Consider the following 13,369-nt stretch of genomic DNA (forward strand, 5'->3'; position numbering starts at 1 on the left):
TCCGTGCGTCAGACCGGCAGCAGTTGCTTCGCGTTCTTCGCGTACAGCCCGAACATCTTCTTGCGCGAGTTCGAGAGCGCCTCGCGGAGTGCTTCGGCTGGGCGGAGTTCGACGCCTTCGCCGTGGCCGACGAGAATCAGTTCGGGTTCCAGCCCGCCGAGGACGCGCTTCGGCGGGACGGCCCGGAGCATCGGGTGGACGCCCAGGCGCTCGCCGGAGCCACAGAAGTAGTCGACCGTCCCGACCGACTCGGGCACCCACAGCGTCCCCAGTTCCTCGTTCCAGAGGCCGGCCTCCTGCCAGAAGCGGTTGTCCCGCAGGCGCAGGGTTCTGTACCCCGTATCAGCGAGTTCCTCGCCGAAGCGTTCGACCGGAGCGTCGAGTTCGCTCGCCACGCCCTCCATCCAGGTTGGGACGTAGACCGGCACGTCGTGGCGGTTCGCGATGGCCGCCGAGTCGCGCTTGTGGCGGTCGAGGGTGATCACCACGCCCGCGACCTCGCCGCGCTCCGCGAGCAGGTCGTCGAGGTCGGGGACGTCGACCGGGTCGAGGACCCACACCTCGTCGTCGACCACGAGTGCGTGACACGCCCGTTGCATCTTCTCGTCGGGGTATGGGATCCACCCGACCCCGCCATCGTGCTCGTTCACGATGCGGTACTGGTCGGGGGACCCGGACCCTTTCATCGGCATAGTTGTACTCAGGGGCGCGATGGGAATAAGTGACTGCCTAACGGCAGCTGGACGAGGACCGGCAGACCGTCGTGCGCGAGGTGAACGACCTGCTGCGCGAGGACCGGTCGGTCGTGGACCTGTCGACCCACATGCTCGGGGTCGCGTGGGTGCTCGGGACGAACTGACAGAAGCGAATTTCGGTACGGCGGATTACAGAAATGTAATTCTGATTACCTATTTATCCACAGGGGGTGTACCAGAGACTGACGATGAACCACAGCATCACCACCCAGGGAATCGCCCGTAACCAGCTCACGACCGGCCTCCTCCGTGGGGCCGCCTTCGCCGTCGGCCTCGCGCTCGTCGTGGCCGTCCTCGTCACGGTCGCCTCGCTGTTCCCCGGCGCGGGCATCCTGCTCGCGCTCCTCGCGTGGACCGTGCTCCTCGGACTGCTCGTCGGCCTCCCGGTGTTCGCCGTCACACTCGTCGGCGAGTCGCTCTGAGCCGGCTGCCGACTCCAGTCCCACGGTATCGCACCGATCCCTCTGTTTCTATCATCCCGTTTTCCACACTTTGAGAACGCCCACCGGTTTATACGGGGTTCCCAGCACAACCTCGAAATGTGAGGTGAGGAAACGATGTCATACCAAGCGAGCAATCCCCTGGCGGACGAGTTCGAGTTCGACCTAGACCGGCCAGTCACGGCGTACTGGTTCGCGATGCTCCGCGTCATCACCGGCTGGTGGTTCTTCCACGCCGGCGTGACGAAGCTCATCGACAGCGGCCTGAACTTCGGGTACGCACCGGCCTACCTCGAAGGCATGACCGGCACGGCCCTCGGGCCCATCCCGGTGATGATGGCAGAGTACTTCGGCTGGGCGCTCCCGGCGCTCGTCCCGCTCGGTGAGACCCTCATCGGGCTCGGCCTGATGGTCGGGGCGATGGTCCGCCTGGCCTCGTTCTTCGGGGTCATCTTCATGACCCTGTTCTGGGTCGGCAACGCCGGCTTCGGCCACGGGGTCGTGAACGGGGACCTGATGGGGCTGCTCCTGTTCGCGACCATGATGGTGGTCGGCGCTGGCCGGTACTTCGGCCTGGACGCCATCATCGAGAAGTTCGAGTTCGTCAAGCAACGTCCGAAACTCCGGTACCTGCTCGGCTAACGAGGTGACACACAATGAACAACGAAATCATCGACAAGACGGCGATGGGACTCAGCGGCGCGCTGATGTTCCTCGGTATCATCGGCCTCGGCATCGTGGAGATACTTGCGGGCCAGCCATACGGGGCTGCACCGGTCACGAACGACGCGGGTGAGGTCGTCGCCACCCCGGCGATCGACCCGGCCCTGCGGACGGGGCTGGTGCTCTTGGGGATCGTGGTGCTGCTGCTGTGGCGGCTCTACAAGATGGCCCAGCCACAGATCGCGGGCGGCGCCGCCAAGCAGCCGAACCTCGCCGGGGAGTAGACACGCGAACGCGGTTTCTCGGCTTTTTCCGAACCCACACGCCACCCAGTGGCGACACTCGCGACCCACGTTTAAGCGACCGGCGCACGAACTGGGCGTATGCTCTCGACCCTGCGCTGGCTGGCACTCGAAGTGAAGTACCTCGGGTCGGCCATGGAGTTCTACGGCGAGACGCTCGGCATGGCCGAGCGCCGCCGCGACGAGTCGGAGGTCGCCTACGCGGCCGGCGACACCGACCTCGTCCTGCGACGGCCCTCGTCGGTCCCCCGGGGTGGCGTCCACACCCACTACGCCTTCTCGATTCCGGCCGACGAGTACGACGACTGGTGGGACCGGCTCGCAGACGAGTACGACCTCGACGAGCACGTCTTCGGCGAGGCACGGTCACTGTACCTGTACGACCCGGACGGGAACTGCGTCGAGCTGGGCCAGACTAACGTGGCGGGTCCCGGCATCGACGGCATCTTCGAGGTGGTACTCGAGGTTGCCGACCTCCACCGCGCGGAGTCGTTCTACCGCGCCCTCGGCTTCGACGTCGTGGACCGCGGCGAGAACCGGACCCGGATTCGACTCCAGGGGCCCATGGCCCTCGAACTGTGGGAACCCCATCTCGGACTCGCGGATGCCCGCGGTGGCCTCCACGTCGACCTCGGCTTCGATGGCGACCCCGACGCCGTGGTCGACGCGGTCGGAGAGACAGCCCGGTCGGTCGAGGGACTCGACGATGGTGGCGTCCGAATCCTCGACCCCGATGGTCACTACCTGACGGTCGACAGGGCCTGACAGAAACAGGTCGCGCCCGGCTACAGTCGGCCGGTGTCTATCTCGATGCCCGGCGGGGAGACGATGAGGAATCCACGGAAGTGGACGAGTTCACCGCCCGATTTCTTCACGTCGCGTGCGAACCCGGACGCGAGTTCGTTCACGTCGCCCTCGATGTGCAGTACGAGGATTCGCCCGTTCATGATGGTGTCTATCCACTCTTCCGGCGGCGTCGTGCCGTCGAGTACACCGAGTTCGACGCCACCGACGAGGTCGCCGTCCTCGTCCTCGTCGAGGTGGTCCTCGACGGCCCGCAGATCCAGGTCGAAGTCGCCCATGAGCGACTACTCGGTGTGCCCCGAGAAAAATCCTCGCCTCTGGTGGAACGGTCCACCCGATTGCGGGCCGCGGGTTGCCGAGACTGCTCAGACGTTCTTGTTAGTCGTTCTTGTACTCCTTGCGGTAGCCGCGGAACTCCGAGCGGTGGGCCTCCTCGTCGGCGAGGAGTGTGACCGCGAGGTCCTCCGTGACGGGGTCGTCCGCTTCCTCGGCCGCGTTGATGAGGGCCCGGTAGGTCTGGATGGCGTCCTCCTCGGCCTCGATGACGCCCTCGATGACCGACAGCACGTCGGTCGTGTCCTCCGGCGGCTGGAGGTTCTCCTGGCGGGCCTCGAACTGCATGGAGCCGGGCGGGGCCTCGTCGAGCTGCTTCAGCCGGTCCCCGAGCTGGCGCGCGTGCGTGAGCTCTTCCTGGATGTCCTGGTCGAGGCTCTCCTTGATCTCCTCGGCGCGGACGCCGTCGAGCACGATGGCGTTCGTCATGTAGTTCATGACGGTCTCGATCTCGTCGCTGTACGCCTTCTTCAGGAGGTCGACGACTTGCTGGTCTGCCATACGCGAGTATTCTCACGCCGGAGACATAACAGTGGGGCCAAAGGCAACCTGGGCGTCGACCGCGTGCCGCCAGACCCAGAGCCGCAGCCCAGGTGCGCGTGAGCCTGTCACCCCCGCGCACCATCCCGGAGCTGGCAAGACATGCCGTATCGCACGCCGGAACTGCCAGAAGCACGACACCACTTCTCGAAGGAATATAAGGAATATGTATCCGACTGTAGTCGCCTCAGTCGTGCGATTCTCGGATTCGTGATGGTCGTTCAGCACGTTTCGCGGCTCGCGAGACACCTGTCACACCACCAAGTTTAAATATGGGTTCGCGCTTGGACTGAGATACAATGTCGCACCACGACACCCGCTCTGACACCAGTCAGGGCGATCGAGTTCTTCCAGGGCACACTGAACGCCACAACTGAATTCGACACTGCACGCGTATTCGACACCACACTGCGGGACGGCGAGCAGTCCCCACGGACGTCTTTCTCCTACGAAGACAAACGGGACATAGCGGCCGTGCTGGACGAGATGGGCACCCACGTCATCGAGGCAGGGTTCCCCGTCAACTCCGACGCGGAGTTCGAGGCCGTCTCGGACATCGCCAAGTACACCGACTCGACGACCTGCGGGCTGGCCCGCGTCGTCGACAAGGACATCGAGGCAGCCATCGACTCCGGCGTCGAGATGATTCACGTCTTCGTGAGCACCTCCGACGTCCAGATCGAGGATTCGATGCACGCCACCCGCGACCAGGTGAAACAGCGAGCCATCGACTCCGTCCGCCGCGTCAAAGAGGCGGGCGTCGAGTGCATGTTCTCGCCCATGGACGCCACCCGGACCGACGAGGACTTCCTCATCGAGATGGTCGAGGCCGTCACCGAGGCCGGGACCGACTGGATCAACGTCCCGGACACCTGCGGGGTCGCAACCCCCCGCCGGTTCTACGACATGATCCAGACCATCGGCGAGCACACCACGGCTCGCATCGACGTGCACACGCACGACGACTTCGGGCTGGCCACCGCGAACGCCCTGTCCGGCATCGAGGCCGGTGCCCACCAGGCACAGGTCTCGGTCAACGGCATCGGCGAGCGCGCCGGCAACGCGGCCTACGAGGAGTTCGTCATGGCCGTCGAGTCGGTGTACCAGGCCGACACGGGTATCGACACGACCCGAATCACGGAACTGAGCAAGCTGGTCGAGGCGCGCTCGGACATGCCGGTCCCGGCGAACAAGCCGGTCGTCGGCCAGAACGCCTTCAGCCACGAGTCCGGCATCCACGCCGCCGGCGTCATCGAGAACTCCGACACGTTCGAGCCGGGCGTCATGACCCCGGAGATGGTCGGCGCGACCCGCGAACTGGTGCTGGGCAAGCACACGGGCGTCAACGCCGTCCGCCAGCACCTGGTCGAGGCGGGCTTCGACCCGACCGAGTCCCAGGTACGCGCGGTCACCCGGAAGGTCAAGGACCGCGGCGCGGAGAAAGAACGCGTCACCGCGAGCACGCTGTTCGAGTTCGCCCGCGACATCGGGATCCCCACCGTGGAGGAGACCGAAGAGGTGAAGGCCTGATGGGCCATCCCCGCAAGGTCTGCCCCACCACCAAGATTTATATCGACCGGGGGGCGTACACAGTCGGTAATGAGACAGTCACCAGCTGCAGACGGGGCACGCCTCGCCAGCAGCGGTGCTGTCGTACGGACGCTGTCGATTATCGTAGGGGCCGCCTAGCCCCTACAACACCCCATCCTGACCCGGTTTTTGCATCGTTTCCAGAGTCACAGCCGACAGCACGTACGTCAGTAATGTCCCAGCACACATCCGACACCCCGTATCGACCCCGACCGACACCAGCCGCGTTCGACGCGACACCGACAGGACCGAACACATGAGTGAACGCGCGAGCACGACTCCAACCGACACAGCGACTGGTGAAACGACCGGCGCGGACACGGAGACCGACGCCGAACCGACCGTCCCGAAGACCGGCGCGACCGCCGTCATCGAATCACTGGAAGCCGCCGGCGTGGAGTTCGCCTTCGGCGTCCAGGGCGGTGCCATCATGCCCGTCTACGACGCCCTGTACCACTCCGACATCTACCACGTCACGATGGCGCACGAGCAGGGGGCGTCCCACGCGGCGGACGCCTACGGCATCGTCGCCGGTGAACCCGGCGTCTGCCTGGCCACGTCCGGCCCCGGCGCGACCAACCTCGTGACCGGTATCGCGGACGCCTCGATGGACTCGGACCCGATGATCGCCCTGACCGGGCAGGTCCCGACCGAGTTCGTCGGGAACGACGCGTTCCAGGAGACGGACACCACGGGCGTCACCGCCCCCATCACGAAGACGAACTACTTCGCGAGCCACCCGGACACGGTCGGCACGACCGTCTCTGAGGCGTTCGCGCTTGCGCGCGAGGGCCGCCCGGGCCCGACGCTGGTCGACCTGCCCAAGGACATCACGCAGGCCGACTCGAACGCCGACGCCGGCCCGCCACAGCTCCCGGACACCTACACGGTGACCGAGAGCGCCGCGCCCGACGCGGTCCAGGAAGCCGCAGACGCCATCCAGTCCGCGAACAAGCCGCTGTTGCTGTTCGGCGGCGGCGTCATCAAGGGTGACGCGAGCGAAGAAGCACGGGAGTTCGCGACGACGTACGACATCCCCGTGACGACCACCATGCCCGCGCTGGGCTCGTTCCCCGAGGACCACGAGCTCTCGCTGGAGATGGCCGGCATGCACGGCACCGGCTACGCCAACATGGCCATCACGATGACCGACTGTCTCGTCGCGGTCGGCTGCCGGTTCGACGACCGGCTCACCGGCGGCATCGAGACGTTTGCGCCCGACGCGGAGGTCGTCCACATCGACATCGACCCCGCCGAGATCAGCAAGAACGTCGAGGCGGACTACCCGCTCATCGGCGACGCCGGCACCGTCCTGGAACAGCTGGACGAGGCCATCGAGGCAGCGCCCCAGACGAAGAAGTGGCGCGCGACCTGCCAGCAGTGGAAGTCCGAGTACCCGATGGACTACAGCGCGCCGGAAGACGAACCCCTCCGCCCCGAGTTCGTGGTCGAGGCGTTCGACGAGGCGACCGCTGACGACGCCATCGTCACGACCGGCGTCGGCCAGCACCAGATGTGGGCCGCCCAGTACTGGACGTACAAGCGGCCCCGCACCTGGGTCTCCAGCCACGGGCTGGGGACGATGGGCTACGGCCTGCCCGCCGCCATCGGCGCGAAGGTCGCGGCCCCCGACCAGGAGGTCGTCTGCTTCGAGGGCGACGGCTCGTTCCTCATGACGATGCAGGAGCTGTCGGTCGCGGTCCGCGAGAACCTCGACATCACCGTCGCGGTGCTGAACAACGAGCACATCGGGATGGTCCGCCAGTGGCAGGACGCCTTCTTCGGCGGCCGCCGGATGGCATCCGAGTACCCGTGGGTGCCCGCCTTCGACAAGCTCGCCGAGGCGTTCGGCGCGAAGGGCATCTCCGTCGAGGACTACGACGAGGTCGCGGACGCGGTTGAAGAAGCACTGAACTACGACGGCCCCGCGGTGGTCGACTTCCACATCGACCCCGAGGCGAACGTCTACCCGATGGTCCCGAGCGGCGGCGACAATGGCCAGTTCGCGCTGGAGGAGGGTCACCTATGAGCGGCGGACTGCAGGGCCCCGCGCCCGAAGAGCGCGTCCGACCCCAGGGCCGACGCAACAAGCAGGGTATCCGCATCGACCCCGAGGTCGAGGCGGAACAGAAGCCCCGCCGGGCTGTCATCTCCGTGCTGGTCGAACACGAGCCGGGCGTCCTCTCCGACGTCTCCGGCCTGTTCAGCCGCCGGCAGTTCAACATCGAGAGCCTGACCGTCGGGCCGACCGAGGACGACTCGAAGGCCCGCATCACGGTCGTCACCGAGGAACCCGACCCCGGCATCGACCAGATAGAGAAACAGCTCCGGAAGCTGGTGCCCGTCATCGCGGTCAACGAACTGCCCGACAACGCCATCAACCGGGAGCTTGCGCTCATCAAGGTCGCGGGCGAGCACCCCGACCAGGTCGCTGCCGTCGCCGATATGTACGATGCGAAGACGGTCGACGCCTGTCGGGAGACCGTGACCGTCGAGATCACCGGGAGCAGACAGAAGATCGAGGCGGCCGTCGAAGCGTTCGAACGCTTCGGTGTCCGCGAGATCACCCGAACCGGCACCGCCGCACTGGCGCGAGGAACCACCGACACCGCACAACAGCAATGACAGACGACGAGTTCACCACCGAAGTATACTACGACGACGACGCCGACGCATCGCACATCGAGAACAAGACCGTAGCCGTCCTCGGCTACGGCAGCCAAGGCCACGCCCACGCACAGAACCTCGCCGAGAGCGGGGTCGACGTGGTCGTCGGCCTGCGCGAGAGCTCCTCCTCGCGAGCCGCCGCGGAAGCCGACGGGCTGGCAGTCGCCACCCCGAAGGCGGCCGCCGAGCAGGCCGACATCGTGTCGGTCCTCGTGCCCGACACCGTCCAGCCCGCCGTCTTCGAAGAGATCGCGCCGGTGCTGGACGAGGGTGACACGCTCCAGTTCGCCCACGGCTTCAACATCCACTACAACCAGATCGAGCCGCCGGAACACGTCGACGTGACGATGGTCGCGCCGAAGTCGCCGGGGCACATCGTTCGCCGCACCTACGAGAACGGCGAGGGCGTCCCCGGCCTCATCGCGGTCTACCAGAACGCGACTGGCGAGGCGAAGTCCGAGGCCCTGGCGTACGCCCAGGGCGTCGGTTGTACGCGCGCCGGCGTCATCGAGACGACGTTCCAGGAGGAGACCGAGACCGACCTGTTCGGCGAGCAGGCCGTCCTCTGTGGCGGCGTCACCTCGCTGGTGAAGCAGGGCTACGAGACGCTGGTCGACGCCGGCTACAGTCCGGAGATGGCGTACTTCGAGTGCCTGAACGAACTGAAGCTCATCGTCGACCTGATGTACGAGGGCGGGCTCGGCGGCATGTGGCACTCCGTGAGTGACACGGCCGAGTACGGTGGGCTGACCCGCGGCGACCGCATCGTCGACGACCACGCCCGCGAGAAGATGGAGGAGGTCCTCGAAGAGGTCCAGAACGGCGAGTTCGCCCGCCAGTGGATCAGCGAGAACCAGGCCGGCCGCCCGAGCTACACCCAGCTCAAGCAGGCCGAGGAGAACCACGACATCGAAGCCGTCGGCGAGGAACTCCGCAGCCTGTTCGCGTGGCAGGAGGACGAGGACGAAGAACAGACCGAAGAACCAGCGACCGCAGACGACTGAGACCGAGACCCCAAATGACCACGAACAAAGCGAACGGAACGATGGAAGACGTCAGCCACACCAACCCCTACACCGGCGAGAGCATGGGGTCGGTGTTCGAGCACGGCGTCACCATCGTCGCAGACGGCGGCCGCGACCCCGAACGAGAGGACGTCGAGGCCGAAACAGAACCGGAAGGAACGCCCATGAAAGACGTCGACCACACCCCGCCGCACGACGACGGCGAGGGCACCGACCGCGTCTTCGAGCGCGGCGGTGAGGGTGTACCCGAGGAGACAGAGGAGTAAGATGTCCGAGGGCACGCTCTACGACAAGGTCTGGGACCAGCACAAGGTCACGACGCTGCCGACCGGGCAGGACCAGCTGTTCGTCGGCCTCCACCTCATCCACGAGGTCACCAGCCCGCAGGCGTTCGGGATGCTCCGCGAACGCGACATGGAGGTCGCCTACCCCGACCTCACGCACGCCACCGTCGACCACATCGTCCCGACAGCCGACCAGTCCCGCCCGTACAAGGAGGACGCGGCCGAGGAGATGATGGCCGAACTGGAGGAGAACGTGCGCGAGGCCGGTATCGACTTCTCGGACCCGACCTCGGGTGACCAGGGTATCGTCCACGTCATCGGGCCGGAGCAGGGGCTCACCCAGCCCGGCATGACCATCGTCTGTGGCGACTCCCACACCTCGACCCACGGCGCGTTCGGCGCGCTGGCGTTCGGTATCGGGACGAGCCAGATCCGTGACGTGCTCGCGACGGGCACGGTCGCGATGGAGAAACAGAAGGTCCGCAAGATCGAGGTCACCGGCGAACTCGCCGAGGGCGTCGAAGCCAAGGACATCATCCTCGAGATCATCCGCCGGCTCGGCACCGACGGCGGCGTCGGCTACGTCTACGAGTACGCCGGCGAGGCCATCGAGAACCTCGACATGGAGGGCCGGATGTCCATCTGTAACATGTCCATCGAGGGCGGTGCCCGCGCGGGCTACGTCAACCCCGACGAGACCACCTACGAGTGGCTCGAAGGGCGCGACCGCGTCCCCGAGGGCGATGCCTTCGAGGAGCGCAAGGCGTACTGGGAGTCCATCAGCTCCGACGACGATGCGGAGTACGACGACGTGGTCACCATCGACGGCTCCGAGCTGGAGCCCGTCGTCACCTGGGGCACGACACCAGGACAGGGCGTCGGCGTGACCGAGCCCATCCCGTCCCCGGAGGACCTGCCCGCAGACAAGCAGGACACCGCCCGACGCGCCCAGGAGCACATGCGCGTCGAGCCCGGCGACACGATGGAGGGTTACCCCATCGACGTGGCGTTCATCGGTTCCTGTACGAACGCCCGGATGCCCGACCTGCGCCGCGCCGCGAGCATCGTCAAGGGCAAGCAGGTCGACGAGGACGTTCGCGCCCTGGTCGTCCCCGGCAGCCAGCGCGTCCAGCGCGCCGCCGAGGAAGAGGGCCTCAAGGAGGTCTTCGAGGAGGCCGGCTTCGAGTGGCGTAACGCCGGCTGTTCGATGTGCCTCGCGATGAACGACGATACCCTCGAAGGAGACGAGGCGTGTGCCTCCTCCTCGAACCGGAACTTCGTCGGTCGCCAGGGCTCGAAGGACGGCCGCACCGTCCTGATGAACCCGCGCATGGTCGCCGCCGCGGCCATCAACGGCGAAGTGACCGACGTTCGCACCGTCGAGGAGACGGAGGTGGTCGCCAATGAGTGACGGCCCCTCCGAAATCGTCGAACACGTCTCCGGGACGGGTATCCCGGTCCGCGGGAACGACATCGACACGGACCAGATCATCCCGGCCCGCTTCATGAAGGTCGTCACCTTCGACGGCCTCGGGCAGTTCTCGTTCTTCGACCAGCGGTTCGACGACGACGACAACCCGAAGGACCACCCGTTCAACGAGGACAGGTTCGAGGGCGCGAACGTCATGGTCGTCAATTCGAACTTCGGCTGTGGCTCCTCGCGCGAGCACGCCCCGCAGGCGCTCATGCGCTGGGGCATCGACGCGCTCATCGGCGAGTCCTTCGCCGAGATCTTCGCGGGCAACTGCCTCGCACTCGGCGTGCCGACCGTCACGGCCGACACCGAGACGGTCGAAGCCATCCAGGACTGGGTCGACGAGAATCCTGACGGGGACATCGACGTGGACGTCGCCGAGGAGACGGTGACCTACGGCGATACCACCGTCGACGTCACCGTCGACGACGCACAGCGCAAGGCGCTCGTCGAGGGCGTCTGGGACACCACCGCGCTGATGAAGGCGAACTCGCAGGCGGTCTCCGAGACGGCAGAGAGTCTGCCGTACGTCGAGGACGGCAAGCGGGTCTGAGCGGGTTTTCACCGTCTGTTTCGACGGTCGTAGCCGGTCTGGGGACTTACTCACGTTTTCGACTGACCGGAGGGAATCGACCGTGATTCCGGACGAACAGCTATCTCCCCGCGTGCCATCCTGTAACATGGGTATGTTGTTGACGGAAACGACGAGGGTACACGCGTCCCCGGGCGACGTCTACCGGTTCTTCGAACGGATGGACGCGAACTACGAGCGATGGCACCCGGACCACGTCGAGTTCAGGTGGGTCGATGGGGACGGGCTGGAAGCGGGAGCGGAAGCGTACTTCGAGGAGCACATCGGCGGGAAGACCCAGCAGAAGACGGTGCGATTCGTCGAGGTCGACCCGGACCGGTACATCGAGTTCAAGCCGACCTCGCTGCTCGTCGGGCTCCTCATGCCGTCTATCAGCTTCACCTTCGAGTCTCACGAGGACGGCTGTGACGTCACGCAACGGATCAAGGTCCGGACCGGGCCGATCGGTGCGCGCCTCAACCGGCGGGAGTTCGACGCCGTCAGGGAACACATGACAGAGGAGGGGGAGAACCTCAAGGCGATACTCGAGTCCGGTGACGTCGACGCGCCCTGACCAGCGCCGTAATTTCTCGCGGTCGACCCGCAACTTCGGTCATACGTCGGGAGTGCCTCGTGCCGACACGAGCCCCTTCTCGAGATACTCCAGCACCCGCGGCCACGAATCCTCGCCAGCACGTGCTGTGGCATTCGCGACCTCGGCAGGCCCGACACCGGAGAGCGGCTGGTATGGCGTGCCGATGTAGTGGCCGACGCCGTCGTAGGTCCGGTGCTCGGAGGGGTGTGCGAACTCGTGGCGGTCGAGGCGTTCGATGGCGATTTCGGCGAGGTACCGGGATTGCCACACAGGGTCATCGCCACCAGACAGGAGCAACACCGGCCCGTTCATGTTCTCGACTCTCGTGGCGACACGTTCGATTTCCTCGTCGTCGATACCCTTCTCGACGGTCTCGCCCGGTGTGTCCTGCGCGACGATGTGGGGAACCGGCTCACCACCGTCTGTCCACGCCGGCTCGCCGGAGGGCGTGTCCCACGCGAGGCCGCTCCCCGCGTAGGAGATGACGACGCCGACCCAGTCCCGGCGAGCGCCGAGCAGCAGGGCGAGTTCGGCCCCACGCGAGACGCCGAACGCGCCGATGCGCTCGGCATCGATTCCCGGTTGCTCGCGGAGCCACTCCCGTGCAGAATCGAAGTACTCCAGGGGGACGTTCCGGTGGTCGTCGGGGATGGGGTCCCCCTCGCCGAAGTAGTCGAGGGCGAGGGTGGCATAGCCCTTGTCGGCGAGCAGTTTCGCACGGCGGGTGCTGAGGCGGCCGGCAGACCCGTGGAGGTCGAGGATGGCCGGGTGCGGGCCGTCTCCTGGGGGTTCGAACAGGGTCCCGACGAGGTCGTCGCGGTCGACGGGCCGGCTGGTGATTCCGGGGTCGTACAGGGTGCGGGTGATAGTCCGGGTGGCCGCCGCGTCGTCGGTGCTCGCCCGAAGGTCGGTGGCGACGCGCGGGTCTTCCCCGAGTACGGGGTAGGCCTCGTCGGCGTCGTTGTCCATCGCCCAGAGCCAGCCCATCGGTTCGCAGCCGTCGTAGCTGCCGGACTCGGGCGCGTGCTCGGTCAGGTCGACCGTGCCGTCGTCGTCGGCCTGGAACGTCAGTTTCGAGTACCACTCGACGCCGTCGTCGGCCGTGAGGGAAGCGGTGAACGTGACGTGCTCGTCGGGGTCGAGACCGGCCAGTCGAATCGCGACGGGCTCGTCGTTGCGACTGGTGTCGGGAGCGTGAATCGTGAGGGTGGTTTTGGGGTCGTCGGTGTCGGTTTCGGTACCTGGGTCGTCGGTAATCACGTTGTCTGTCATATCGAAGGGAGGCCGGTTCTCTGCAGGCGGTGCTGGTCCTGTCCAGGTCGGTCA

16 protein-coding genes are annotated in these 13,369 nt (G+C 66.3%); 12 read left to right on the forward strand and 4 right to left on the reverse strand.

What is annotated here, in order from left to right:
• Positions 1–8: 8 nt before the first annotated feature.
• Positions 9–692 (reverse strand): hypothetical protein, encoded by a 684-nt coding sequence (locus N6C22_RS13510; protein ID WP_261651642.1) that lies wholly within the window; start codon positions 690–692, stop codon positions 9–11.
• A 251-nt stretch (positions 693–943) separates the two neighbouring features.
• Here N6C22_RS13510 and N6C22_RS13515 point away from each other — a divergent pair, with 251 nt between their 5' ends.
• From N6C22_RS13515 to N6C22_RS13530, 4 genes are all read left to right on the forward strand, one after another.
• Positions 944–1,177 (forward strand): hypothetical protein, encoded by a 234-nt coding sequence (locus N6C22_RS13515; RefSeq protein WP_261651643.1) that lies wholly within the window; start codon positions 944–946, stop codon positions 1,175–1,177.
• A 135-nt stretch (positions 1,178–1,312) separates the two neighbouring features.
• The gene (locus N6C22_RS13520; protein ID WP_261651644.1) at positions 1,313–1,837 is read left to right on the forward strand and encodes a DoxX family protein; all 525 of its coding nucleotides are present in this window, start codon (positions 1,313–1,315) and stop codon (positions 1,835–1,837) included.
• Positions 1,838–1,851: 14 nt separating this feature from the next.
• Positions 1,852–2,142, forward strand: a complete 291-nt coding sequence (locus N6C22_RS13525) for a hypothetical protein (RefSeq protein ID WP_261651645.1) — start codon at positions 1,852–1,854, stop codon at positions 2,140–2,142.
• Between the two features lie 99 nt (positions 2,143–2,241).
• Positions 2,242–2,925, forward strand: a complete 684-nt coding sequence (locus N6C22_RS13530; protein WP_261651646.1) for a VOC family protein — start codon at positions 2,242–2,244, stop codon at positions 2,923–2,925.
• Positions 2,926–2,945: 20 nt separating this feature from the next.
• On the opposite strand, the gene N6C22_RS13535 is transcribed toward N6C22_RS13530, so the two are convergent.
• Entirely contained in the window at positions 2,946–3,242 is a 297-nt protein-coding gene (locus N6C22_RS13535) for a DUF5779 family protein (RefSeq protein WP_261651647.1), read from the reverse strand.
• A 100-nt stretch (positions 3,243–3,342) separates the two neighbouring features.
• On the reverse strand, positions 3,343–3,798 hold the full coding sequence (locus N6C22_RS13540; protein WP_261651648.1) for a ferritin-like domain-containing protein: 456 nt from the start codon (positions 3,796–3,798) through the stop codon (positions 3,343–3,345).
• A 333-nt stretch (positions 3,799–4,131) separates the two neighbouring features.
• On the opposite strand from N6C22_RS13540, the gene N6C22_RS13545 reads away from it, so the two are divergent.
• The 8 genes from N6C22_RS13545 to N6C22_RS13580 all read left to right on the forward strand — a co-directional run bounded on the left by N6C22_RS13545 (position 4,132) and on the right by N6C22_RS13580 (position 12,022).
• On the forward strand, positions 4,132–5,367 hold the full coding sequence (locus N6C22_RS13545) for a 2-isopropylmalate synthase (RefSeq protein ID WP_261652562.1): 1,236 nt from the start codon (positions 4,132–4,134) through the stop codon (positions 5,365–5,367).
• A 316-nt stretch (positions 5,368–5,683) separates the two neighbouring features.
• Positions 5,684–7,456 carry a biosynthetic-type acetolactate synthase large subunit gene (ilvB, locus tag N6C22_RS13550; RefSeq protein WP_261651649.1) on the forward strand — a complete coding sequence of 591 codons (1,773 nt, stop codon included), beginning with the start codon at positions 5,684–5,686 and terminating at the stop codon, positions 7,454–7,456.
• Positions 7,453–8,052, forward strand: coding sequence for an acetolactate synthase small subunit (gene ilvN / locus N6C22_RS13555; protein ID WP_261651650.1), 600 nt, complete (start codon positions 7,453–7,455; stop codon positions 8,050–8,052). Before ilvB ends, ilvN begins: the two co-directional genes overlap by 4 nt.
• Positions 8,049–9,098 carry a ketol-acid reductoisomerase gene (ilvC, locus tag N6C22_RS13560; protein ID WP_261651651.1) on the forward strand — a complete coding sequence of 350 codons (1,050 nt, stop codon included), beginning with the start codon at positions 8,049–8,051 and terminating at the stop codon, positions 9,096–9,098. Before ilvN ends, ilvC begins: the two co-directional genes overlap by 4 nt.
• 14 nt (positions 9,099–9,112) lie before the next feature.
• A complete protein-coding gene (locus N6C22_RS13565) occupies positions 9,113–9,385 on the forward strand; it encodes a hypothetical protein (RefSeq protein WP_261651652.1) in 273 nt (90 codons plus the stop codon).
• 1 nt (position 9,386) lies between these two features.
• Positions 9,387–10,814: a 3-isopropylmalate dehydratase large subunit gene (leuC, locus tag N6C22_RS13570; protein WP_261651653.1), complete on the forward strand. Its 1,428-nt coding sequence runs from the start codon at positions 9,387–9,389 to the stop codon at positions 10,812–10,814.
• A complete protein-coding gene (gene leuD / locus N6C22_RS13575) occupies positions 10,807–11,430 on the forward strand; it encodes a 3-isopropylmalate dehydratase small subunit (RefSeq protein WP_261651654.1) in 624 nt (207 codons plus the stop codon). Before leuC ends, leuD begins: the two co-directional genes overlap by 8 nt.
• 133 nt (positions 11,431–11,563) lie before the next feature.
• Complete coding sequence (locus tag N6C22_RS13580; protein ID WP_261651655.1) at positions 11,564–12,022, forward strand: SRPBCC family protein; 459 nt, start codon at positions 11,564–11,566, stop codon at positions 12,020–12,022.
• Positions 12,023–12,061: 39 nt separating this feature from the next.
• On the opposite strand, the gene N6C22_RS13585 is transcribed toward N6C22_RS13580, so the two are convergent.
• Entirely contained in the window at positions 12,062–13,315 is a 1,254-nt protein-coding gene (locus N6C22_RS13585; RefSeq protein ID WP_261651656.1) for an acyl-CoA thioester hydrolase/BAAT C-terminal domain-containing protein, read from the reverse strand.
• Between the last annotated feature and the right edge of the window lie 54 nt (positions 13,316–13,369).

Source organism: Haloarchaeobius sp. HME9146, from assembly GCF_025399835.1.
GTDB lineage: Archaea > Halobacteriota > Halobacteria > Halobacteriales > Natrialbaceae > Haloarchaeobius.

Excerpts from the sequence above, each read along its gene's own strand:
- N6C22_RS13510 (WP_261651642.1), bottom strand. The coding sequence starts at position 692 with ATGCCGATGAAAGGGTCCGGGTCCCCCGACCAGTACCGCATCGTGAAC.
- N6C22_RS13580 (WP_261651655.1), top strand. The coding sequence starts at position 11,564 with ATGTTGTTGACGGAAACGACGAGGGTACACGCGTCCCCGGGCGACGTC.
- N6C22_RS13585 (WP_261651656.1), bottom strand. The coding sequence starts at position 13,315 with ATGACAGACAACGTGATTACCGACGACCCAGGTACCGAAACCGACACC.
- ilvC (WP_261651651.1), top strand. The coding sequence starts at position 8,049 with ATGACAGACGACGAGTTCACCACCGAAGTATACTACGACGACGACGCC.
- N6C22_RS13535 (WP_261651647.1), bottom strand. The coding sequence starts at position 3,242 with ATGGGCGACTTCGACCTGGATCTGCGGGCCGTCGAGGACCACCTCGAC.
- N6C22_RS13530 (WP_261651646.1), top strand. The coding sequence starts at position 2,242 with ATGCTCTCGACCCTGCGCTGGCTGGCACTCGAAGTGAAGTACCTCGGG.
- N6C22_RS13520 (WP_261651644.1), top strand. The coding sequence starts at position 1,313 with ATGTCATACCAAGCGAGCAATCCCCTGGCGGACGAGTTCGAGTTCGAC.
- N6C22_RS13515 (WP_261651643.1), top strand. The coding sequence starts at position 944 with ATGAACCACAGCATCACCACCCAGGGAATCGCCCGTAACCAGCTCACG.
- N6C22_RS13565 (WP_261651652.1), top strand. The coding sequence starts at position 9,113 with ATGACCACGAACAAAGCGAACGGAACGATGGAAGACGTCAGCCACACC.
- N6C22_RS13540 (WP_261651648.1), bottom strand. The coding sequence starts at position 3,798 with ATGGCAGACCAGCAAGTCGTCGACCTCCTGAAGAAGGCGTACAGCGAC.
- ilvN (WP_261651650.1), top strand. The coding sequence starts at position 7,453 with ATGAGCGGCGGACTGCAGGGCCCCGCGCCCGAAGAGCGCGTCCGACCC.
- leuD (WP_261651654.1), top strand. The coding sequence starts at position 10,807 with ATGAGTGACGGCCCCTCCGAAATCGTCGAACACGTCTCCGGGACGGGT.
- leuC (WP_261651653.1), top strand. The coding sequence starts at position 9,387 with ATGTCCGAGGGCACGCTCTACGACAAGGTCTGGGACCAGCACAAGGTC.
- ilvB (WP_261651649.1), top strand. The coding sequence starts at position 5,684 with ATGAGTGAACGCGCGAGCACGACTCCAACCGACACAGCGACTGGTGAA.
- N6C22_RS13525 (WP_261651645.1), top strand. The coding sequence starts at position 1,852 with ATGAACAACGAAATCATCGACAAGACGGCGATGGGACTCAGCGGCGCG.